This window comes from Neofamilia massiliensis, assembly GCF_001299475.1.
Lineage (GTDB): Bacteria > Bacillota > Clostridia > Tissierellales > Peptoniphilaceae > Neofamilia > Neofamilia massiliensis.
In genome coordinates, this window is the sequence record NZ_CYUJ01000003.1 from 51419 (window position 1) to 74899 (window position 23481).

Consider the following 23481-nt stretch of genomic DNA (forward strand, 5'->3'; position numbering starts at 1 on the left):
TATCAAGGCTTTATTAAATTTTTCGCCTTATGGAACTTGGTTAGTTGGTAAATTTTCATCAACTTCAGAATCTTTATTTTCTCCTTCAACTTGTTCACCTTCAATAGCTTGTTCATTTGTAATTCTAATTGTAAGGCTTGTTGGATCAATACTTTTTACTCTAATTCCTTCTAAAGTATTAGCTTGAATTTCTACTAAGCGGTCACCAAGTTCAAGATCTGTAACATTAAATGAAAGATTAATATTAGTATCTAAAAGGTTCTTTAGATCTTCATCTGTGCCTAGTAAAGTTACATTAACTTCTTTTAAATCAGATATTATTTCGTAGTTTAGCTTAGAGTTTTTTCCTACAAAATTTATTTGATCCATAGGTATTTTTCTAATTTCTTCTTTGTTTACAATATGGTCAAAAGAAACTTTAACATCAATATCTTCATGAAGACTTATTCCATCTGGAAGTTTTAATTTTACCTTGTAATTACTATCTTCAACTAGGTTTGAAATATTTATACTTTCACTTTCTATTTCCTTAATTTTATCAACATTGGCTGCTGATCCTCGTATAACAATATTTTCAGGAAGAGCTTTAATGTTTTCCAATCTTTCATTAGGCTTTAGGGCACCATAAGTTTTAAGTTTTATAGGTACAGACTTTATCTTATAAATTGGGACTTCAACTTCAGCGCTAGTAACATTTGTCTTAATGTTATTTAGCTCTATGCCGTTTTTGTCTAAAAATGCTAATTTAGATTTCACCATAAAAGATTCAGTCTTGTTAGAAACATCTGCATAGGCTACTACCCTGTCAACTTGAGCCAGGTCAGAAGAAGGCCCAGTTACTCTTACAAAAGAATTTAAGGCCCTAGTTTCTCCTAGGGTATAAGATTCTGGAAGTTCGCCTAAAATTTCTATATCAATTTTTTTGTTTTCGCTAATAATTTCATCTAGCTTTACTAAAATTGTAGCTGGGTCTACATTTATAATTCTAATGTTTCCAGTTTGCCCTTGAAGAGAATAATCTACTGGAACCTTATTTTCTCCAGCTTTTAATCCTTGTAAGTCAATTGAAGCCTTAATGTTGTGACTGTCAATTGAGTTTAAATCAGACTTGTTTCCCTTAATTGAAATATTCACCTTAGGATTTTTTGGAGAAATTATTGATAGGCCTTCTTTGTTTAAATAACCTTCTCCTTCAAAGGCTACGTCAATGCCTCTATAGGGAATTTCAATTTCAGGATTTTCAACACCAATTACCCAAGACCATAAAAATATGGCCATAACTACAGATATACCTATTTTATAAATTTTATTCTTGTTTATCTTGTCCTTTAGATCCATTTGTATTTCTCCATAAGTTCAAAAAGTTACTTTGTTCGTTTTTTTCTGGCAAATATATTCCCTCTAAAATTGTCTTTAGAGTTTCTATGTCTAAGTATCTAGAAAGCTCAGCATTTTCAGTTATAGAAATTACTCCAGTCTCTTCAGAAACGATAATTGAAAGAGCGTCTGATTTTTCTGAAATACCTAATGATGCCCTGTGTCTAGTTCCTAGTTCCTTACTAATAGTCATATTTTCAGAAAGAGGTAAGAAACATGCAGCTGCAAGTATTTGATTTTTTCTAATTATTACTGCCCCATCGTGCAGTGGGGTGTTTGGTATAAAAATATTAATTAAAAGTTCAGGTGAGACAATTCCATTGATTTCAGTTCCTGTTTCTATTAAATCTCTAAGACCTACTGTTCTTTCAATTACTATTATCGCTCCAATTTTTTGCCTAGATAGAGATGCAACTGCAGATGTAATTGCCTCAATTGTCTTCGTTGCCTCTGAAGTTTGGGCATCAGCAATATTTTTTGGAAAAATTCTTGACCTCCCTAAATATTCAAGTCCCCTTCTCAGTTCAGGTTGAAAGACAACGATTATTGCAAAGGCTCCAACTGTTAAAATATTTGATAGCAAATAATTTACTGTAAATAATTGCAACCATTCACTTAATTTAGTTAGGACTAATAAAAGTCCAATTCCCTTAATTAACTGTTCTGCCCTTGTTTCTTTTAGAAAGTCTAGGCACCTATAAATAAAAAAGCTAATTACTAGTATATCTATAATATCTTGCACCCTAACTTGGGATATAGCTTTCATTAAGCCTGTCATAACCTGCCTCCATCACTTGTTTAAAATATTGTCTACCTTTGTTTTTGCATCTATCAATTTATTTCTTAAATTTTCATCTACTTCTAGTCCCTGAACTTGGCCATTAAGTGCCTGGTCTATAGGAATAATTTCATAATACCACTTGTCTGTAAAATATCTGTTAACCCAAGTTGGAATTAATTCAAAATCCTTTAGAGAAACTTCTTCTGTTTGAAAATTCTTCTCTAGTTTAAAGCGGACAAAAAGTCCTTCTTCAGTATTTTGGCTAGGAATAAATTCTTTTCTCTGGTTGGATAAAAAGTTCCCCATAGAATAAACAATAAACTTGCCATTGTCGAATCTTTCAACTGGCATAACGACATGAGGATGAGACCCTAAAATATAGTCAACACCAAGGTCTAAAATTTCGTGGCCAAGATTTTGCAATTCATCATAAAGCTCTGTCCTATACTCTACTCCCCAATGGACAAATAAAATAATTTTATCAGCTCCTTGGTCCTTTAAATGTTTTACATCTTCAGCTATCATGTCTAAGTTTATTATATTAACAAGAAAGTCTTCTTCTGCTGTAAAACCATTTAGACCATAGGTATAGCACATAAGGCCAAGCTTTAGACCATCAAAATCATAAAGTCTCGTCCTATCATCTTCAGCTGTTGCATTAGTTCCCATATAATCTAAGCCAGCTTCTTTTATATGAGCTATTGTATCTAAAACTCCTTGCCTTCCTTGGTCATAGGAATGGTTGTTGGCAGTTGATAAAAGATTAAAACCTCCTGATTTAATGCCATAAATTATTGGATAAGGGGCATTAAAAGTTGGAAACCCTTGGGGCTCTCTATCATTTCTTATTACTGTTTCTAAATTTGCCATTTTTAAATCGGCACCAGTATTTAAATCTTTTACATACTTAAAGGGATTGGAAAAATCGTAGCCTAGGCCTTCTGTGTAGTGGGCTTTTATTATAGGCATGTGAGTCATAATATCGCCAGCAGCAGTTATAGTTATCTCTTTAAAAGTAGGAAGATCTTCTTTAATTTCTTCGACTTCTTCATCGATTTTTTTATCGTAAGAGTTTTCTTCAATATTTTGATCTTTAATTTTTTCTTCAACTTTATTATTTTCAAGTACAATATCAGTTGAGAAATTCTTGTAGGTCAAATATGAAAATCCTAAGTATAAGCCAAGTATAAGTAAAACTACTAGCAAAATTATTTTTATTTTATTAAGCATAATCTCTGCCTCTAGTCATAAAATAGCTAATAAACAAAACTAGGCCTAAGGCTAAAAAAATATCTCCCAAGGAAATAACTTTAGGAAGGAAATATTTTATAGGAATGTTGTCACACAGAGCCTTAAATCTAGTAGCTTCATTTACTAGCGAATGAGTCAACAATTGGTTTTTTATTAATAAATCAATTTCTCTGGTTTTATTAATACTTAAAAGAGCGTCTTTTAAAATTGGCATCTTGCCTCCATTTGCTATCATTGGCAAATAATTTAGAACAAAGCCTGCCTCAACTACTCGCAAGTATTTTAGATTTTTGTTGATTTCTAAAATAAAAATTATAAAAAGATATATGAGTAAATTAAAGTAGGGATAAAAGGAAAAAAGTTTTGCTGCCAAGGTGCTAGTTGACTTGACAATAAAAAATCTTAGGACTAAATCAAAAATGAAAACTCCAAGTAAGGGCATAAGAGCCTTAAATTTTAAGTCTTCTAAGTTTGAGATTTTTCCAGACCTAAGTTTACCTAATAAAATTCCTAAAATAATTGCTTCAATAACCAATTCTTCACCTCTTTATAATTTTAACACAAATTAAATTTATTATAAAGTTACTTATTTAGATTGAAAAATAGAAACTTTTCTTTTTGAAAAATATGTACAATAATCATCCCCCGGCGTAGCCGGGGGTTTTTCTCATGCGGCCCAAAGGGCCTGTATTACCAGCCACGCCTCAATGGCGTTGGTTAGTCCGCCACTTGCAACTTCTACTTGCTACCCTTTAAAAGGGTCAACTACATCAAATGTTAGTTGTTCGCTTAACTGATCTTGTTTTAATTGGTTTTGGATATATTCTTGGATTGCTTTTGCATTTTTACCTGCTGTGTCTACATAATATCCTCTACACCAAAACTGTCTTCCTCTGTATTTATATTTTAAATTTCCCCATCTTTCATATATCATTATGCTACTCTTTCCTTTTAAAAATCCCATAAAACTTGATACTGATAGTTTTGGTGGTATTTCTACTAACATATGAATATGATCTGGGCATACTTCCGCTTCTATTATGTTTACTAATTTCCAGCTACATAATTCTCGAAGTATTTGTCCTATTTCTAATCTTTTGCTTCCGTAAAATTCTTTTCTCCTATATTTTGGTGCAAATACTATATGGTATTTACAGTTCCATTTTGTATGTGATAAACTATGTTTGTCATTTATTGATGACATTTTCTTACCTCCTTGATATTTTTTATTGCAGTTGGCGAACTACAATTTAATTATATATCATAGGAGGTTTTTTGTTGGTTTTTCATCGCTAAAGCTATACTGAACCCCCAGTCTAACTGGGGGTTTTCTTCTTACAAAAAAACCAAGAACGACTTCTTGGTTTTCTTAGTAAATTTATTTAATTAGTCTGCGCTATATGGTAAAAGTGCAACTTGTCTTGCTCTTTTTATAGCAGTAGTTACTTCTCTTTGGTGCTTAGCACAAGTTCCTGTAACTCTTCTTGGTAAAATCTTACCTCTGTCAGAAACTAATTTTTTTAATTGATCAACGTTCTTGTAATCAATTACGTTGTTTTTATCTGCACAAAAAGCACAGACCCTTCTTCTAGGTCTAAATCTTCTTCCCATTTTATCCTCCTATACTTTAAAATGGAATATCTTCGTTATCTATAGTATAGAAACCTTCTATATCAGACATATCATCTGAAGAATTAGAGTTATCATAATTGTTGTCTAAATTATCATAACTGTCATTTCTAGAAGATCTGTTAGGGCTATCTCCCCATTCTAAGAATTGAACATTTTCAGCTACAACTTCAGTGGTGTAAATCCTTCTGCCATCTTTTTCATAAGAGCCAGTTTGAATTCTACCGCTTACTGCTGTAAGTCTACCCTTAGCTAGGTAATTTGAACAAGTTTCTGCAAGTTTGCCCCAAACTACTATATTTATAAAATCAGCTGTTGGCTGATTTCTAGATTCCATTTCTAACTTCTTTTCCTTAGATAATTGTTTATCTACAGCCAAAGTGAACCTTGCAACTGCTGTGTTTGAACCTGTTGTTAGGTATCTTAACTCTGGATCTCTGGTTAATCTTCCAATTAGAACTACTTTATTCATATCATTCTCCTAATTCTACTTATCAAGATTAATTGTCATTTGTCTAATAATAGATTCTGAAATTCTAGCTATTCTGTTAAACTCTTTTTCTGTTTCAGGTTCAGCTTGGAATTTGAATAGAGTATAGTATCCGTGGTTGTGATATTGAATTGGGTAAGCAAATTTCTTATCTCCCCAGTGTTCAACGTCTTCAACTTTTCCATTTGTTTCGATGATATTAGTTAATCTATCAATTGTAGCTTGTCTAACCTCTTCTTCAAGATCTGGATAAAAAATTACTATAGCTTCATAATTTTTCATACGTGTCACCTCCTTGTGGTCTTGTGGCCCATAACGGGCAAGGAATATTTTTCCAAAGTGAAATTATAACAAAGTTTTGCAATAAATGCAAGCTGTTATTAGTAATATTATAAAAATCCACTTTCTTCCTTTTCTATTATACAACAAAAAGTAAAAATTCTAAAGCGAGAAAAAAGACGACCTAAAATAAATTAAGTCGTCTAAAAATTCATTTTTATTAATACATGCCTGGTCCAGGTCCCATTGGCATTTGTGGCTCATCTTCTTCAATATCAACAACTGCTGCTTCTGTTGTTAAAATCATAGATGCAACTGATGCTGAATTTTGGATAGCAGATCTTGTTACCTTAGCTGGATCTACAATTCCTGCCTTAATCATTTCTACATATTCTCCATTTAAAGCGTCGTAGCCTATGCCATCTTTTTCATCTTTAACATGAGCAACTACTACAGAACCTTCTATTCCAGCATTTTCTGCAATTTGTTTTACTGGTTCTTCTAGGGCCTTGGCTATAATCATAGCTCCTGTCTTCTTGTCTCCAGTTAAATCTTCTAAATATTTAATTACAGCAGCTATAGAGTCAATTAATACTGTTCCTCCACCTGCTACCATTCCTTCTGCAACCCCTGCTCTTGTTGCTGCTAGGGCATCTTCTATTCTCATTTTCTTTTCTTTAAGTTCAACTTCTGTAGCTGCACCAACTTCTATTACTGCAACTCCGCCAGAAAGTTTTGCTAGTCTTTCTTGAAGTTTTTCTTTGTCAAAGTCTGAGTCAGAGTTTTCCATTTGACCTTTAATTTGGTTGATTCTAGCATCTAGATTTTCTTTTTTTCCGCCACCATCAACTATTACAGTAGAATCCTTGTCGATTTTTACGGATTCAGCTGTTCCTAACATGTCTATACTAGCTTCTTTAATGTCATGGCCAAGTTCTTCAGAAATAACTGTTGCGCCAGTTAAAATTGCAATGTCTTCAAGTAGGTCGTGTCTTCTATCTCCAAAGCCTGGAGCCTTAACTCCTACAACATTAAAGGTTCCTCTTAGTTTGTTAAGAACTAAAGTAGCCATTGCTTCGCCTTCAATGTCGTCAGCAATAATTAATAGTGGTCTGCCTTCTTGAACTATTGCTTCTAATAAACCAATTATATCTTGAATGTTAGTGATTTTTTTATCTGTAATTAAAACATAAGGTCTGTCTAATTCTGCAATCATTTTTTCAGAATCAGTTACCATATATGGAGAAATATAACCTCTGTCAAATTGCATACCTTCAACTGTCTTTAAAGTTGTTCCAGTTGATCTTGATTCTTCAACTGTAATAACTCCATCTCTGCCAACTTTTTCCATTGCTTCAGAAATTAGCTGGCCAATTTTTACATCTCCAGCTGAAATTGCTGCAATTTGAGAAATTGATTCTTTCGATTCAATTGGATGAGAGAATCTTTTAATTTCATCAACTACAACATCTACTGCTCCGTTAATACCTTCTTTTAATTGGATTGGATTTGCTCCTGCTGCAATGTTTTTTAAGCCTTCTCTGATGATGGCCTGGGCAAGTAAGGTAGCTGTAGTAGTTCCATCACCTGCTACATCGTTAGTTTTTGTAGCAACTTCTTTAACAAGTTGGGCTCCCATATTTTCATATCTATCTTCAAATTCTATTTCTCTAGCTATTGTTACACCATCGTTTGTAATAAGTGGGGCACCAAATTGCTTGTCGAGTACAACATTTCTTCCCTTTGGTCCAAGGGTAATTTTAACTGTATCTGCTAGTTGGTTAATTCCCTTTTCCATTGCCTTTCTAGCATCTTCTCTAAATTTTATTTCTTTTGCCATAAAATTTCCTCCTATTCAACAACTGCATATAAGTCATCTAATTTGCAGATAATGTATTCTTCATCATCAAGTTTAACTGTATTAAGGCCAAACTTACTATATACAACCTTGTCTCCTACTTTTATTTGGTCTTTTTTCTTTTCGTCATTTAAAATGTCAGGACCGATAGCTAAAACTTCAGCTATAAATGATTCATCTTTAGCTGAATCTGGTAGGATTATTCCACCAATAGATTTTTCTTCAACTTCAATTTTCTTTATTATAATTTTATTAGCAATTGGTTTTAGGTTCATTATTTTCATCCTTTCTAAAAATGTTTTATGTTAGCAGTCTTTAGTGTTGAGTGCTAATCCGTACAAGCTATATATTACCAGTATTTAATTTTTTAAACACTAATTTTTAAAAATCTTACTTTTCTACTCCTATGGAGTTTTCCCTACCATAGTAAAATAAATATTGTTGGGCAAGGCCTGCAAAAGGGCCAAACTTTTCTCTAGAAAGCATTGCTAGTTTATTTTTATTTACATCTTCTTTAAAATAAAGAAACTCCATAACCCTCTTTATCCAAACATCAACTGGAAAAGAATCTTTTTTGTTGTAGGCAAATAATGTTATACAGTCTGCAATTTTTGGTCCAATTCCAGGCAAGGTTATTAAAACATTTTTTATGTCTTCCCTGTCTCTTTCTTTTAAAATATTTAAATCCAAGTCTCCGCAAGCAACCATTTTTGAAACATCAATTATTCTTTGGTCTCTAAAGCCAACTCGACAAATTTCTCTTAGTTCAGATACATCGACTTGGGCCAAGGCCTGTGGACTCGGAAAGGAAAAATATTCTTTACCCTCATAAAAACCAATTGAGTCTCCATAGGTCCTAGCTATTAACTCTATAGATTTTTTTATTTGAGGAATTCTGTTATTGGCAGAAATTATAAAAGAAATAGTAGTTTCGAAAGGATCTTGTTTTAATATTCTAATGCCTTTCCCGTATTCTATTGCCTCTTGCATAATTGGATCCTCATTAAAGGTCTCTTGCATAGACTTGTAATCAGCTTTTAAATCAAAGTAGTCTATCCAAACATTTTCAAAATCTTCTAGACTTGTATTTTTAATTACAACATCTTCTTTATCTAGTGATACATTTATAACCCTATTAAAAGCAACTACAGTATAAGATCCGTCTTCTTGTCTTTCCCATCTAAAGGCCTGACCGCATTCAAAAATATGTTCAGGATTAAAGTTTTCTAAATTTTTTATTCTTACTTGGTCATTGTGTATACTTATATTCATAATGTTTTCCTTTTCAATTTAAAAAGCGTCTATAAAAGACGCCATTATTTTTTCTTATTTGTTATTTAAGAAATATGATAGCACTAAGAGACTTTCTGTAAAACTTACATTTTCTACATAAACATCATCTTCAACATCTAAATCAATTGGAGCAAAGTTCCAAATTCCCTTTAGTCCATGCTTAACAAGAATATCGCAAATATCTTGAGCTGACTCTTTGTCTACAACAATTATTCCTATGTCTACTTTTTTCTTTTCTAAAAAGCCTTCAATTTTTTTTACATCTTGAATTTGTATGCCATCAAGTTCTTGGCCAATGTTGTTTGGATTTCTATCAAAGATTCCAATTAAGTTTAGGCCACAATCTTTAAATCCGCTGTATTTGGCTATAGTTTTTCCTAAATTTCCAGCTCCAACCATAACTGCATTTTTAACTTGGTCGTGAGCTAGAATGTCACTAATTGCTTGTTTTAAACTTTTTACATTATAACCAAAACCTTGTTGGCCAAAACCACCAAAGTTATTAAAGTCTTGTCTAATTTGTGAAGCTGTAAATCCTGTAAGTTCACTTAGTTCTTGTGAAGAAACACCTTTAACGCCTTGGGATTCTAATTCTTCTAAGTACCTGTAATATTTTGGTAGTCTTCTAATAACTGCTATTGAAATTCTTTTGTCTGCCATTTTATTACTCCCTCTTTTAAATTAATATAACTATAAGATATTTTATATGATTGAACTTGCTAAGTCAAATTTTTATCTATCTAAGGACTTTTACTTAAGTACGAAATATTGTAAAATGTATGAGGAGGTAAAGATGGCAATACTTAGTGTTAAAAATCTAAATAAAGAATTTATAATAAATCCAATACTAACTGATATAAATTTTCATGTAGAAGAAAGAGATAAAATCGGACTAATTGGGCAAAATGGGTCAGGAAAAACAACTCTATTAAATATTTTAGCAGGCGATCTTTCTTATGATAGTGGCGAAATTTTTTATCAAAAAGATGCCCATCCAAAATATTTAAAACAGTACACAAAAATTTCTTCAGACAAATCTATTTACGATGAGTGCTTAACAATCTTCGATGAGGTCTTTGATCTTGAAGACAAAATAAGGGAAATCGAAGGAGAAATTTCTAAGTTTACTGAGGCTAGTGAAGATTTAGACAGACTTTTAAACGACCATTTAAAGCTTCTCGAAAGATTTAATAATTTAAAAGGCCAAGAAGTTGATTCTAGAATAAAAGGTGTTCTTAAAGGTTTAGGTTTTGCTGACGAAGACTTGTCAAAGGTCGTAAATAATCTTTCTGGTGGACAAAAGTCTAGAATTAATTTAGCAAAACTTTTACTCTCAAATCCTGACTTTATGTTTTTAGACGAGCCTACCAACCATCTTGATATTAAATCAATTGCCTGGCTAGAAGCATTTTTAAGAGACTACAAGGGATCTTTTATTGTCGTATCTCACGATAGGTTTTTCCTAGACAATGTAGTAAATAAAATATTTTTACTAGAAAATCACAAGCTGACAACTTATAAGGGATCTTACACTAACTTTCAAAAAATTAGAAAAAAAGAACTTGAAGTTAGAAAAAAACAATACGAAAACCAGCAAAGAGAGTTTGCCAGAGAAAGTAAAATCGTCGAAAGATTCTTGCACGGTGCTGGTGCCAAAGCCATTAAACAAGGAAAGTCCAGATTAAAAAGATTAGAATCTCTAGAACCTGTCGATCCTCTTTATTTAAAAAACACAGCTAGAATTAAATTTCAAACTAATATTAAAGCAGGAAATGATATTTTTATTGGAGAAGATCTTTCGAAAACTTATGGAGACAGAAAAATTTTTTCTAATATAAATTTTAAGGTCTTTAATGGAGATAGGATTGGTATTGTTGGAGAAAATGGAGTTGGCAAGTCTACCCTTTTTAAAATTATTATGGGAGAGACTAACCTTTCGGCTGGAGAATTAAAAATTGGTACAGATGTTTTCATAGGATATTTTGACCAAGAAATGGACCACCTGACTTCTACTAATACAATTATAGATGAAATTTGGAACTCCTATCCAAGTTTGACTCATTTTGAAATTAGGTCTTATCTAGCCAAGATGATGTTTATTGGAGACGATGTTTTTAAAGTGATAGAAGATCTATCTGGTGGTGAAAAAGCCAGAGTATCTCTTTTAAAATTAATGTTATCTGATTCAAATGTCCTTTTAATGGACGAGCCGACTAACCACTTGGACATTGATTCAAAAGAAATTTTAGAAGACGCTCTAAAAAATTATGAAGGCACAGTAATTGCAATTTCTCACGATAGGTATTTTTTTAATAACTTTGCCAACAAGGTTTGGGAAATGAAAAATGATGGCATTGATGAATACCTAGGCAACTATTCTTATTATATAGAAAAGAAACTTAGCCTAGAAATCGAAGATTCTGACAAAGAAGAAATGACCCAAACTCAGAAAAAGGCCTTGCAAAAAGAAGAGCGAAAAAAAATTAACCAAAGACAAAAGCAAAGAAAAAAAATTCAAGGCCTAGAAAATGAAATTGAATCTATAGAAAGACAAATTGAAAATATTGATTTAGAGCTTGCAAAACCTGAAGTGGCAGCTGACTATGAAAATATCCTAGCCCTAAGCCAAAAAAGAGACGAGCTAACAAAGACCCTAGAAGAAACTTATGATAAATGGATGGAATATGCAGAAAATTAAAAAAAGTGACTTGCGAAAAGTCACTTTTTTCTTGTCTTAAATTTATAAGCCTAAGTTTGCAATGGCCTTTATAGAAAAATCACTTGGTCCTTGGCTCTTGTATTGATTAAAGCCTGCTGCTGCAATCATAGCTGCATTGTCTGTTGATAAGATCTTTGATGGAAAATAAGTTTTTATTCCCTCTTTCCTTTCAAGGTCTGCAAATCTATTTCTTAGTCCATCATTGGCAGAGACTCCACCTGAAACGGCAATTGTTTTTATGTCTAGCTCTCTTGCTAGCCTCATTGTCTTTCCAACTAGGACATCTAAAACTGCATCTTGAAAAGACCTAGCTAAATCCTCAGCAACAATTTCTTCTCCCTTCATTTGTTGGGAATTAATATAATTTAAAACTGCTGTCTTTAAACCAGAAAAAGAAAAATCGTAGTGGTCTTCCTTGAGCATTACTCTTGGAAGTTCAATGTTTGCATGACCTAGTTTTGCAAGCTTATCGATTTTTGGTCCACCTGGATAACCTAGGCCAAGAGTTCTGGCAATTTTGTCATAGGCTTCTCCCGCTGCGTCATCTCTAGTTCTTCCAATGACATCATAAGATGTGTAGTCCTTTACATGAATTAAATATGTGTGGCCACCAGAAACAACTAAAGATAGAAATGGCGGTTTTAAATCTGAATCTAAATAATTTGCTGCTATATGGCCTTCCATGTGGTTTACTCCAACAAAATCAATGTCGTTAGCAAAGGCCAAGGCTTTGGCATAAGATAGGCCTACTAAAAGCGATCCAATTAAACCTGGTCCCCTAGTTGCAGCAACTAAGTCTACATCTGAAATATCTATTTTAGCCTCCTTTAAAGCCTCTTCAACTACAAAAGAAATCATTTCTATATGTTTTCTTGAAGCAACTTCAGGAACTACTCCTCCATACTTTTTGTGAATATCAATTTGAGATGAAATAATATTTGAACAAATTTGCCTGCCGTCTTTGACTATGGCAGATGCAGTTTCATCACAAGATGATTCTATTCCTAAAACTATCATTGGTTCTCCTTTAAAAATTTCCACATTATTAAAGCATTTTTATTGTTTCTATAATAATTTTTTCTCATTCCAAGCTTAACAAATCCAAGTTTTTCATAAAGGCCTATGGCCTGAACATTATCTTCTCTAACTTCAAGAGTGTAGCCAAAAAGATTTTCTTTATTATAAGAGTTCATTCCATAAGTAAGTAATTTTTCACCTAGGCCCTGTCTCCTATAGTCTTCTTTGACGGCAATGTTATTAATATGAATTTCTCCAGCTATGTCCATTAGAACAACAAAGCCAATAATCTTCTCCCTATCTTCTGCAACTAGGTAAAGGCTAAACTGGTTTGCTAAAAAGTCGTCTGCTAAAATTTTATAAGTCCAAGCATCTTCCTGTCTTTTTTCTATTTCATATATAGCTGGCAGGTCAGAAAACTTTGCCTTTCTAATTTTATAATCACTTGCCTTCATTTTTCTTTTCAAAATCTATTTGGGCCTGGGACCTTGTCATATAATTTGCCTTCAGGGCCTTATGACTAAGAGCTAGACCCTTTTCAAAGTCTCTCTTGGCTATAAAACAAAGGTTGGACCCTCTGTTAATTAAATTTGAATCATGACCATAGACAAAGTCATGTGTTGTCCTTTCTTTAATTTGGTCGTTTATATCTCCAGCTAAAACTATTTTGTCATAAGCAGATGCCAGATCTAAAAACTCAGAAATATCATAGAGGTCTTCAACAATTTTTTCTGCCTGGCCATTTTTATAAGAATAAATTCCTCCGTAGACCCTGTCTCTTTTTGCATCAACTGCAAGAGCAACATATTCTGATGAAGAAAAATTTCTAGCTAAGACTTCTAAAGATGAAACTGGCACCACTGGAATGTTTGAAAATTCGCATAGGCCCATAACTGTAGCAAGGCCAATTCTAATTCCAGTAAAAGACCCTGGTCCAACTGCCACTCCTATTAAATCTAAGTCTTTAATTGTTAGATTGTTTGAACTTAATAAGAAAGAAATATTGGCAATAAGTCTTTCTGAATGGTCCATATTAGAGAAAAAATTTATTTCTCCTAAAATTTTATCATCTTCAATTAGGCCAATGGACATAGTCCTTGTTGATGTATCTATTCCTAAAATTCTCATTATAATATCTCCAAAATGTGCTTGTACTTGTCTTCATTATTTGTAGTAAAAATAAGTTTTCTTCCTGTGTCAGAAGTTTTTTCTATTTTTATTGTCAGTCTATCCTTAGGCAAAATATTTTCCATTTTTTCTGGCCACTCGACTATGTTGACATCATTTGAAAATAAATAATCATCAAAGCCTAGGTCATCAAAGTCAATATCGCCTTCAAGTCTGTAAGAATCAAAGTGATTTAAATTTATTTTTCCATAATAAATATTTAAAATTGCAAAACTTGGGCTAGTTATATAGTCTTCTATGCCCATCCCCTGGCCAATAAACTTGGTCAAATGAGTTTTGCCAGCGCCTAGGTCTCCAGACAAGCAAAGAGTTTCGCCGCCTTTTAGTTTCTTTCCGATTTTAAGGCCTAAGGTTTTCATTTCGTCCAAGGAATTAATTATTAGTGTTTTCATATCTACCTCATTTGTTATTATAATATAAACTTTCATAATTTCAAAGTTCAAATGTAACAAGGCTGTAACCAACTAAATCAACACTTTGGCCTATAATTAATATATTGGAGGTTAATATGAACAAAAATATAAAAAAAGCCTTTTGCCTCTTGGCAGCTTGTGCCTTTTTATTAAAGAGTACAAAGACATCGGCAAAAGTAATTGAAGATAGAAAAGAGAGAATGGACATAGCTAGCGGAGTTGAACACGTTAAAATCGACCGCTTTACTGACAAGGGATTTATTGATATTGATGTACTAAAACTTGATGCATCTAATCCTTATTCGTCACTAATACCCCTGTTTGCCAAAGAAGGAGTTTCTAAAAGAGAAGTCCTAACAAAAATGATAGAAACAAGTGAAGCTGTTGCTGGAATAAATGGAGACTTTTTTGAAGTTACAAAATATCCTATGGCCCTAGGGTCTTTAGTAAATGACGGAAATCCAATTCTTTCAACACCCGAAGCAGCCTTTTCTAGAAATTCTTTTTATATAAACAAGGAAGGAAAGGCTGGAGTTGGACCTTTAACTAATGACATTAAAGTTGCAATTAACAACCAGGTCTTTGAAGTTCACGCTCTTAATAAACTTGCAAGACCTTATAAAATTCTTACAATTTTAGATCAAAACTGGGGACCTACTTCTCTAGGAAAAAATCTTGGTGCAAAAAATGTTGAACTATTAATAGCAAATGGAACAATTATCGAAAAAAGAGTTGGCGGCAATCCTTTTGATATTCTTCCTGGAACTATTGTTCTCACCCAAGTTGGAGATTCTTTAAATAAATTTAATGTTGGCGACCAAGTTAATATTGACTACGGGTCTTATAAAAATTTAAAATTTGCCATTGGCGGAGGAAATGTCTTAATTAAAAATGGTCAAGTTGCAGAAAAACTTTCTAATGGAAGGGCTCCAAGAACTGCTATTGGTACAGATAAAAATAATAAAATTATATATTTAGTAACTGTTGATGGTAGAAATAATTCTTCTATAGGCATGGGAGAAAAAGAATTTGCAGAATTTTTAAGGTCCATAGGAGTTTTTAATTCTATAAATCTTGACGGTGGTGGATCAACAACAATGGGAATAAAATATTCTGGAGACAATGCTGTTACTATAAAAAACACCCCATCAGATGGCCAAGAGAGAAAAATCGTATCAGGAGTTGGCATTAAGTCAAAGGCACCAATAGAAGAAGCAAGTTATCTTACAGTAAGTCCATCTCAGAAAAATATGTTTGCTGGATTTTCTTATCCAGTAGAAGTAAAAGTTTTTGACAAAAATCACAATAGACTTCCAGTTGATCCAGCTGAAATAGTATTATCTTCAGACAATGGCTCTTTTAATGGAAACAATATTACTGTAAACCAAAAAGGTTTTGGAAAAATAAAAGCAACTTACAAGAACCTTAATGCTTCAGCTGATGTCTTCTTCCACTCTGGCCTAAAAGAATTTTCCTTAGATGTAGATTATCTACAAATTGAAAATGGAAAGACACACATATTCGAAACAATTTACGGTCTTGACGACATGGGCTATAAGAAAAAAATTCCAGCATCAATGGTTACCTTCGAAGCCAGTCCAGAAATTGGCACAATAGAAGGCAATAAATTTATAGCAAAAGCTGAAGGCCTTGGCTCAGGAATAATTACAGCTAATTACAATGGCGTAAAGAGAATTATTCCAGTAACTGTATCATCCGAAAAAATATCTATAGATACTTTCTCTAACATAGATGGAAAATCATTTTACCAATCAATTGATGATAAGGGAATAATTTCTGGATCCATAGCCTTAGACCAAGAAGGAAAAAACGACCTTCCTTCCCTAGCATTAAATTATAATTTTGCCAACCACAAAGATATCCAAGTTGCTGGCATAAACTTTAATGAAAAAATTTCTTTAGGATCTGCATCAGGTCTAGGACTTTTGATTAAAGGCGACGGCAAGGGTGCAAAGTTACAAGGAGTTTTTGTGGACGACAATGGTGTAAGCAAAACTGCAGATATTGTTAGCAAAATTTCTTTTGAAGATTGGAAATATGTAGAAGCAAATCTACCTAAGGGCTTAAGTGGAAATATTTATTTGCAAAGACTTCAAGTAAGCCTAAAAGATAACAAAGTTATCCAGTCTAGCCTAAAGTTTTCTGATTTAAAAGCTTTAATAAAACCAGAATTAAATTGGGAAGCAGCAAAAGAATCTTCAAAGTTAATTGACTTAAAGATTTATGAAATTAATGAAGGAAGTCCAACTAGGCTTTCAATTGGATCAACTAATAACGGAGATATTTCCAGTCATTTACAAAATAGAGATCAATCCTTCTGTTATAAAGACGGAAATCTAATTCCAGTAAAGTCAACTTTTACTAGTGAAAACAAAGATGCTTATGATATTAAGAAATTTAAAAATATGGCTTTAATAAACTTAGAGGCCAATAAAAATGGCCTTCGCTCTAAAAACGCAGACCAACTTATAGCCTTTAAAAATTTAGTAGCAGATGACAGCGTAAAAAATATTCTAATAACTATGAATATTGACCCAGAAAATCTTTCTGGTGCCAAGGAAAAAGAATATTTCTTTGAAAAAATTGACCAAGGTCTAAAGGCAGGAAAAAATATTTTTATAATCCTTCCTGGATCATCAACTAGAGTAAGTCTGGAAAGTGGTTATAGAAAAGTAACAATAAATCCATCTGATCCAGCAAGTTTAGATATTTTTATTACAGACACCAACATGGCCTATGTATTAAAAAGATTTTAAAACAAATACTGCAAGGAGACAAAGTAGTCTTCCTTGCAGTTTTTTTATTTAAAGATTTAGTTTTCGTAAATCAATAAAAGTGTAGATAATTTTCTGCCTGGATTTGTAAGAGTTTTTCCATTAAAGTAAAGGGCTGATGATGCTCCACCGTCTAAGTTTGTAGCAGATTCGCAACCTATAGCCTTCATAACCTTAGCAAGATTTGCTGTTGTTGCCTTGGTAGTTACGATTTTTACTGTGCCGTCTTTAGTAACTCCAATTGCTGATCTTTGAGCATTTTGATTAGAAATTTTTCCTTCGTAGCCGCCTTTGTTGGCAGCAGAGACGTCTACCCCATCCTTTAAAAGTATTGGCCCTGCACAAACCATTTCTTTCACTCTTTCTCCCTTTAACTCAGGAGCCTTAAAAGAAAGTTCTTTTGAAATACTAAGGCCAGGTTGGAACATATTACTTATATAAGTTTCATCAACTGCATCTGGTCCTAGATAAATAATATATCCATCACTTGGAATAAGAACCTTGCCATCAACTTTTTCAACTGCTGTAATTTGGTTGTTTTTAACAATAACAGCGTGGCCGCCTTTTACATTTACAGCTTCCCCGTAATAAGGAGAGAACTCATAAATTCCTGTTGAATCATTTGCTGGAGTATTTTTGTACCAAATTGAGAAAGACTTGCCTGCTGATGTAGTCGCGCTAATAGTCATTGCAGAATCTACAACTCCTCTTTTACCTGATTCTGTTACATAAAAGCCTGGGTCATTACCTATTAATTTTAATAGCTCATAGTTAGAAATAATTGAGCCATAAGGAACCATTGTCTTATAGGCATCAAAAAAGTTTCCATTAACAGCTGCCTTTGGATTAAATCTTCCAATTAAAGATGAAAAAGCTTCTGTGCCGCTTATACTGTCCTTTCCTCTAACAACTTTAAAGTCAATATTGTCAGTGTTTGGTATAGTCAATATATTTAGATTAAGGCCTAGCACTTTTTCATTAGAATAAGTTATTGTGCCCTTGCTAGTAGAAACCTCTTCTGGCTCTTTCTTTGCTTTAACTTCAACTTCTTCAACTTCTTCAACTTCTTTGTAGTCTTCATTTGATAAAACGACAATTTCTTCTTTTTCTGCATTGTAGTCTACACCAAATTTTAAAGCTTTTGCTAGGTCTCTTAGCTTAAAGTAATTGTTGTCATTAATTGAATAAACTGTTAGGTCCAAAACTTGTCCGTCTAAAATAATTTTTTGCAAACTTGTTATTGCCTTGGCCTTTTGAACTGTAATAGGAACAAGGTCTGTGTCTAAAACTTTATAAGTCTTATTATTTTCAATTACAACTGAGTTTGCATCTTTGTCATAATAGACATTAAATTTTGCCTCAGTGTCCTTTAACAAGGCTGCAATGTCTCTTAGTTTAAAATAGTTGTTGTCTTCAATTAAATATGCATTGGCATCAACTGCCTTGCCGTCTAAGGTCATAGACTGGCTAGTTTTACTTGCTGGAACTTCCCTAGCATAGGCTTCGCTTGGGATTAAAATAAGTAAAGCTAGCAGAATAATAAAAATTACATTTGACTTTTTCATGCCTACCTCCAAAATATTTATTTATCTACATTATAACATAATATTATTTATTTTTCCCTAGTCCTCTTCTCAAAAATTTTTTATTTATACTTTAATCAATCTAGCTAATTATTTAAAAATAAAAAATCTGCCAAAGGAATTAACTCTGACAGATTTGAATTAATTTTTATACAATATTTGGTTTTTTCCCATCTGGAATTGGACTTACAAACTTTCCCTTGGTTCTACTTAAAAATTCTTCCTTGGCTTTTTCTATTAGCTCTGGATTTTCAAGTAGGTCAACTGCAGATAGATATAAAACTTCTCCTGCCTTGTGCATTCCCTTCATTGCAACTGAAGACTTGCCTTGGGCAACTTGTTCCCAAGAGTGGCCATTAGTTCCCATTGCATAACAGGCAACAGAAATTTGGGCTGTTGGAACGACATTTGAAACATCACCAACATCTGATGACCCCATAGAAACCATGTCCTTGTGTTTGTGTTCTAAAATCTTTTCATCTAAGGGTCTGGTTTTCATATAATCAATTTCTTTTTGTGGGTCGTCAGTTGCTGAAAGAATAAATTGTCCCTTGAAGTTTTCTTCTGGGAAATTTTTCTTAAAGCTTTCAGCATAGGCTATTTCTTCCTCAGTATATTCACAAGGTCCAGCCTTGAAAAAGTTATTGTATAGCACATCTTCTAAGACTCCATTAGGAATAATATTTGAACAAGCCTTGTCAAAGTTTATTTCATAGTCAACTCCAGACATTAAAGCTGCTCCTTTAACAATATCTTCCAATCTCTTGTTTAGTTTAATTACTGATTCATTGTCCTTAGACCTTACTAGATAAAGGCCTTGGGCATAAGCTTGGACAACATTTGGCGACTTACTTCCACCATCAATTATTGAGTAATGAATTCTGTCTGTGTCATCCATGTGCTCTCTTAAAAATTGAATACCAACATTAGTTAATTCTAAGGCATCTAAAGCGGACCTGCCTAGTTGAGGACTACCTGCTGCGTGAGAGCTAACTCCCTTGAAGCTGACATAAGTTTGAATGTTTGCTAGTAAAGATCCAGTCATTACATGGTTGTGATTAAACGGATGCCAAGTAAGGGCAATGTCTACATCATCAAAGACTCCAGCCTTAACCATAAAGGCCTTGCCTGATCCACCCTCTTCACCTGGACAACCAAAAAATGATACCCTAGCCTTAATATTATTTTCTTCAATATAATTTTTCAATCTAATTGCAGCTTCCATTGAACCAACTCCAAGAAGATGATGCCCACAACCATGACCAGATCCACCTTCTTCTAAAGCCTCTTTGCAAGTTTTATCTGGAACTTGGCTTAGGTCTGACAAGGCGTCAAACTCACCTAAAAATCCTATGTGAGGTCCTTCGCTACCAAAAGTGGCTGAAAAAGCTGTTGGTATATCAGCTAAGTTATCTTTAACTTCAAAACCTTGGTCATTTAAATATTCAATTAAAATATTTGCAGAGTAGGTTTCTTGAAACTTTAGTTCAGGATGGTCCCAAATATTTTTTGCAATTTGTTCAAGTTCTTCATAATTTACCATTAGCATCAAACTCCTTGACTATTTTACTAATTTAGATGTTATAATGGCCCCTATTGTTGCTACAATAGTAATGCCACCTGTTAACATCAAAGCTCCACTTGGACCAGATGCTAAAATAGTGTTTAAAATCAAAGGCATTATTGCAAAGGTTACTGCTGATAATATAGAGAAACCAATTGAATAATTACCTATAACTGGGCTCTTGTATTCTGGGTCACAAACTCTAAGTAAAAGTAAACCTGTTAAGAATACACCAGTTGACATTCCAAATGTTGCCATCATGTGTTCTAGCCAATAATCTGATAAATATCTCTTGCACATAAACAATAAATAAAATGTAGTAAAGATAAAACCTAAAATACATAGGACTAAAATTGGAACTATATATTCTAAAACAGCTTGAATTGGTAGAGATGCAATAGCTGCTATAACTGCAAACTCAGTAAATGGTCCAGTAATTTTTCCCTTTGCACCTGAGTCAACTAAAAAATCAAGATTTAATTTTTTAATTATTCCCCAAATAATAAACATTACTAAAATACCATAGGCCCAAACTGAAATTGATTTAAAACCTGGAATATTCTTTGCCTTAGCAAGGCCTAATAAGGCATAGGCAATAAAGCAACCTAAGAAAATAATTGCAGCATGGAAGGTTATAGTATCAATAGATGAAGACTTTGTTGTTTCTCTTCCTAATGATCCTTGTTTAGAAACATCTTTTTGGAAGCCTAGAGCCATTTCTTCAGGAATGTCTGAAGGTTTTTCTAGAATAGAAGTTTCACCCTTTCTAGCAGCCCAGTTAATAACAACCATACCTATTAATATACCACCAACAATACCAAATGTAGCAGTTGTAACAGCTACACCTTGGGCAGTTTCCCAATAAGGTAAGTTAAGTTCTTGTAACATATTACCAAGAATACCTGCTGTCCCATGGCCTCCAGAGTATCCTATTGATAACTCCCAGCCAAAAGTTGGGTACATATTACCATTAGAATTGAAGATTAAATTTACAATAAAGCCAATGGCATTTTGTAAATAATAAACTCCAAACATAATTAAAACTAGGGGAACTATATTTAAAAGTTCCTTCTTAGACTTACCTCCTAAATCTAAGCCTAATGGTGTGGCAGTAACAACTGGAACTATTAAAATTCCAGGAAGTAATGCCCACATTTTAATCCATTCTTCAGGGATTTTAAGTAGTCCAAAACCAATTGGTCCTAGAATTAATAATAAAAATCCTCCAATTACACTTGCTGGCATAAATGTTTTTTGCAAAAATTTAAGTTTAGCCCTTAGTCCAAAACCAATTAATAAAAATAGTCCAAGTAGTCCTAAACTTTTTAATAAATCCGCTAACATTGCACTTGACATAATACTTTCTCCTTTCTTTCTTGATATTATACTTCTACCCAAAGTATTTTACTTCACGCTATAAACATAATTTAAACCTATATCTAATACACAACTTAATAAATCATTATGAATTTTTTCTTTTTAATGTCTGTCCCTAAGAATTTTTCTAAATAAAAAAAGCAGTCAAAGTAAAAATAACTTTAACTGCAAAACTTGGTGGGAAGTACTGGGATCGAACCAGCGACCTCTACGATGTCAACGTAGCACTCTCCCGACTGAGCTAACTTCCCTTATCTCGATAAATGATATCAAGATTTATAAGAAAAGTCAAACTCAGATTAATTTTTTTAAGCTCTACCATCGACCTAATAATTATTTATTTTTCTCTTTTCTTTTCCATCTTAACCAGCTTTCATCTAGTACAGTAGCCTTTTTATTATCAATAATTTCATCACAAGGAAATTCTGAACACTGACCGCAAAAACCAATTTCTTTTTCTAATACACAATCTCTTGAATAACAAACTCCACCTTTATTGCCACTTACACATCCTAGGCATTCTAGAGGATATGATGGACAAGAGCCACAATAAAATCCGCATTTTCCAATTTTAGTCAAATAGTAATTGTCCCCTACTAGTAACTGATACTTATATCCATCTTCTTTAGGATTTTCGTACATATCTTCTGCCAGACACCTAAAACTATAGCCTGCTTTTTCAAAAGACTTTTGCATGGCAAAATTTGACTTTCTTGTCTCGCCGTAAAAGATCTTATAGCCTTCGTCATAAAAGGTATCAGTAACGTAGGTTAAAAGTTTTGCTGCTAAGTTATTGCCTCTAAATTCTTCCCTTACTCCAATATTCATAATTTTAATATAGCCATCTGGATTTTTGTAAACAAATATATTGGCAGCAATTTTGTCTTCACAAAGGCAAGCAAAGTAAAAACAATCTTTATCAGAAATTAATTCTGTCCAATCTTCCCTTTTCCAAAAGTCATTGGGAAAGTTTTCTTTATTTATGGCAATAATATCTTCAAGATATGCTTCATCTAATCTCTTTATTTCCATCTCATAGCATCCTTTAATTTTTTAATAACTTTGATAACAAGTACCTGTCCTTGCCAATAGTTTTCTCACCGTATTCAATAGCGCCTGTAGGACACTTGCTTATACAAGCACAGCAGTGGGTGCAGGATCCCAGCCACTTTGGTCTTCCATTTTCACAAGAAATATTATTTAGAACACAAACTTTGCTGCACAAACCACATTCAATACACTTACCACTAGCATAAAACTTTTTGTCCTTGACAATAAACTTATAGAAAAGACTATTGACTAAAGATGATTGCAGGCGACCTGCTAAGCTAACTTTCGTTTTAGGAAAGTTCTCTCCACTCTTTATTATTGAAGTAACTTTTTCAAGTTCTAAATTTGCCTCTTCTACGATTTTTTTATTGGTCTGGTCTGAATCCAAATTAAAAAGTAGCAGATAATTTTCTGGCATTTTTATTCCGTAAAGGCCATTAAAATTTAGGCCAAGCTTTTCAAAATCTTTTTTAAGATAGCTTTCTGCATTGCCAAAAGAGTCGCCATAGTTCATAAGAACATAAATGTCAGCAGAGCCTGAAAACTTGCACTTTAATAGAAAGTCTTCTAAAAATCTTGGCAACCTCCAGCTATATGTTGGCGCCACTAGGACAAAAGGTTTGGTAGAATTAAAGTTTCCTTCCTTGCCTGCTTTTATATAAGTAAAAAGGTCTAAAGCATCATCATCTAAAAGTTCTCCTAATTTTTCTGCTAGATACTTGCTGTTTTCTGTTCCTGAAAAATATAAAATCATAGGTCTCCTTCCTTTTTTTTATAAATTTTTTTATGTCACTTTCATTATAATAAACAAGGCCCT

At 33.1% G+C, this 23481-nt stretch carries 23 protein-coding genes and 1 tRNA gene; 2 read left to right on the plus strand and 22 right to left on the minus strand.

The genetic code is table 11. The annotated features are described in order from the left end of the window. Positions 1 to 27: 27 nt before the first annotated feature. The 12 genes from BN2667_RS04795 to BN2667_RS04850 form a co-directional block, all read right to left on the minus strand. Positions 28 to 1338 carry a CdaR family protein gene (locus BN2667_RS04795; RefSeq protein ID WP_054252212.1) on the minus strand — a complete coding sequence of 437 codons (1311 nt, stop codon included), beginning with the start codon at positions 1336 to 1338 and terminating at the stop codon, positions 28 to 30. Further along, positions 1307 to 2155, minus strand: coding sequence for a diadenylate cyclase CdaA (gene cdaA, locus BN2667_RS04800; RefSeq protein WP_054252213.1), 849 nt, complete (start codon positions 2153 to 2155; stop codon positions 1307 to 1309). The genes BN2667_RS04795 and cdaA overlap by 32 nt, the downstream gene beginning before the upstream one ends. A 12-nt stretch (positions 2156 to 2167) precedes the next feature. Beyond that, positions 2168 to 3388 (minus strand): CapA family protein, encoded by a 1221-nt coding sequence (locus BN2667_RS04805; protein ID WP_054252214.1) that lies wholly within the window; start codon positions 3386 to 3388, stop codon positions 2168 to 2170. Beyond that, on the minus strand, positions 3381 to 3944 hold the full coding sequence (locus tag BN2667_RS04810) for a DUF5317 domain-containing protein (protein WP_054252215.1): 564 nt from the start codon (positions 3942 to 3944) through the stop codon (positions 3381 to 3383). The genes BN2667_RS04805 and BN2667_RS04810 overlap by 8 nt, the downstream gene beginning before the upstream one ends. Positions 3945 to 4154: 210 nt before the next feature. Next, positions 4155 to 4604 (minus strand): IS200/IS605 family transposase, encoded by a 450-nt coding sequence (tnpA, locus tag BN2667_RS04815; protein ID WP_154865171.1) that lies wholly within the window; start codon positions 4602 to 4604, stop codon positions 4155 to 4157. 191 nt (positions 4605 to 4795) lie between these two features. After that, a complete protein-coding gene (gene rpsR, locus BN2667_RS04820) occupies positions 4796 to 5020 on the minus strand; it encodes a 30S ribosomal protein S18 (RefSeq protein WP_054252217.1) in 225 nt (74 codons plus the stop codon). A gap of 16 nt (positions 5021 to 5036) precedes the next feature. Next, on the minus strand, positions 5037 to 5510 hold the full coding sequence (locus BN2667_RS04825) for a single-stranded DNA-binding protein (RefSeq protein ID WP_054252218.1): 474 nt from the start codon (positions 5508 to 5510) through the stop codon (positions 5037 to 5039). 15 nt (positions 5511 to 5525) lie between these two features. Further along, the gene (gene rpsF / locus BN2667_RS04830) at positions 5526 to 5810 is read right to left on the minus strand and encodes a 30S ribosomal protein S6 (RefSeq protein ID WP_054252219.1); all 285 of its coding nucleotides are present in this window, start codon (positions 5808 to 5810) and stop codon (positions 5526 to 5528) included. 217 nt (positions 5811 to 6027) lie between these two features. Beyond that, positions 6028 to 7647 (minus strand): chaperonin GroEL, encoded by a 1620-nt coding sequence (gene groL, locus BN2667_RS04835; protein ID WP_054252220.1) that lies wholly within the window; start codon positions 7645 to 7647, stop codon positions 6028 to 6030. Between the two features lie 11 nt (positions 7648 to 7658). Next, entirely contained in the window at positions 7659 to 7940 is a 282-nt protein-coding gene (locus BN2667_RS04840) for a molecular chaperone GroES (protein WP_054252221.1), read from the minus strand. A gap of 115 nt (positions 7941 to 8055) precedes the next feature. Next, positions 8056 to 8937 carry a DNA-3-methyladenine glycosylase family protein gene (locus BN2667_RS04845; RefSeq protein ID WP_054252222.1) on the minus strand — a complete coding sequence of 294 codons (882 nt, stop codon included), beginning with the start codon at positions 8935 to 8937 and terminating at the stop codon, positions 8056 to 8058. 54 nt (positions 8938 to 8991) lie between these two features. Next, positions 8992 to 9618 carry a redox-sensing transcriptional repressor Rex gene (locus BN2667_RS04850; RefSeq protein WP_054252223.1) on the minus strand — a complete coding sequence of 209 codons (627 nt, stop codon included), beginning with the start codon at positions 9616 to 9618 and terminating at the stop codon, positions 8992 to 8994. A 133-nt stretch (positions 9619 to 9751) separates the two neighbouring features. Between BN2667_RS04850 and BN2667_RS04855 the strand changes: the two genes are divergently transcribed. Continuing rightward, a complete protein-coding gene (locus BN2667_RS04855; RefSeq protein ID WP_054252224.1) occupies positions 9752 to 11656 on the plus strand; it encodes an ABC-F family ATP-binding cassette domain-containing protein in 1905 nt (634 codons plus the stop codon). Between the two features lie 42 nt (positions 11657 to 11698). Here the strand turns inward: BN2667_RS04855 and tsaD are convergent, their stop codons facing one another. From tsaD to tsaE, 4 genes are read right to left on the minus strand one after another with little or no spacing between them, the layout of a single operon-like run. After that, positions 11699 to 12694 (minus strand): tRNA (adenosine(37)-N6)-threonylcarbamoyltransferase complex transferase subunit TsaD, encoded by a 996-nt coding sequence (gene tsaD, locus BN2667_RS04860; RefSeq protein ID WP_054252225.1) that lies wholly within the window; start codon positions 12692 to 12694, stop codon positions 11699 to 11701. After that, on the minus strand, positions 12691 to 13149 hold the full coding sequence (gene rimI / locus BN2667_RS04865; RefSeq protein ID WP_054252226.1) for a ribosomal protein S18-alanine N-acetyltransferase: 459 nt from the start codon (positions 13147 to 13149) through the stop codon (positions 12691 to 12693). The genes tsaD and rimI overlap by 4 nt, the downstream gene beginning before the upstream one ends. After that, positions 13136 to 13822 carry a tRNA (adenosine(37)-N6)-threonylcarbamoyltransferase complex dimerization subunit type 1 TsaB gene (tsaB, locus tag BN2667_RS04870; RefSeq protein ID WP_054252227.1) on the minus strand — a complete coding sequence of 229 codons (687 nt, stop codon included), beginning with the start codon at positions 13820 to 13822 and terminating at the stop codon, positions 13136 to 13138. Before tsaB ends, rimI begins: the two co-directional genes overlap by 14 nt. Then, a complete protein-coding gene (gene tsaE, locus BN2667_RS04875) occupies positions 13822 to 14274 on the minus strand; it encodes a tRNA (adenosine(37)-N6)-threonylcarbamoyltransferase complex ATPase subunit type 1 TsaE (RefSeq protein ID WP_054252228.1) in 453 nt (150 codons plus the stop codon). Before tsaE ends, tsaB begins: the two co-directional genes overlap by 1 nt. A 116-nt stretch (positions 14275 to 14390) precedes the next feature. On the opposite strand from tsaE, the gene BN2667_RS04880 reads away from it, so the two are divergent. Further along, positions 14391 to 17072: a phosphodiester glycosidase family protein gene (locus BN2667_RS04880; protein WP_054252229.1), complete on the plus strand. Its 2682-nt coding sequence runs from the start codon at positions 14391 to 14393 to the stop codon at positions 17070 to 17072. Between the two features lie 56 nt (positions 17073 to 17128). Here the strand turns inward: BN2667_RS04880 and BN2667_RS04885 are convergent, their stop codons facing one another. The 6 genes from BN2667_RS04885 to BN2667_RS04910 all read right to left on the minus strand — a co-directional run bounded on the left by BN2667_RS04885 (position 17129) and on the right by BN2667_RS04910 (position 23418). After that, positions 17129 to 18655, minus strand: coding sequence for a phosphodiester glycosidase family protein (locus tag BN2667_RS04885; protein WP_054252230.1), 1527 nt, complete (start codon positions 18653 to 18655; stop codon positions 17129 to 17131). 166 nt (positions 18656 to 18821) lie between these two features. Next, positions 18822 to 20216, minus strand: a complete 1395-nt coding sequence (locus tag BN2667_RS04890) for an amidohydrolase (protein ID WP_054252998.1) — start codon at positions 20214 to 20216, stop codon at positions 18822 to 18824. A gap of 18 nt (positions 20217 to 20234) precedes the next feature. Beyond that, a complete protein-coding gene (locus BN2667_RS04895) occupies positions 20235 to 21593 on the minus strand; it encodes a sodium/glutamate symporter (protein ID WP_054252231.1) in 1359 nt (452 codons plus the stop codon). A 196-nt stretch (positions 21594 to 21789) separates the two neighbouring features. Then, positions 21790 to 21865: transfer RNA gene (locus BN2667_RS04900), tRNA-Val, on the minus strand. An 82-nt stretch (positions 21866 to 21947) separates the two neighbouring features. Then, on the minus strand, positions 21948 to 22646 hold the full coding sequence (locus tag BN2667_RS04905; protein WP_054252232.1) for a GNAT family N-acetyltransferase: 699 nt from the start codon (positions 22644 to 22646) through the stop codon (positions 21948 to 21950). Between the two features lie 13 nt (positions 22647 to 22659). Then, on the minus strand, positions 22660 to 23418 hold the full coding sequence (locus BN2667_RS04910; protein WP_054252233.1) for an EFR1 family ferrodoxin: 759 nt from the start codon (positions 23416 to 23418) through the stop codon (positions 22660 to 22662). Between the last annotated feature and the right edge of the window lie 63 nt (positions 23419 to 23481).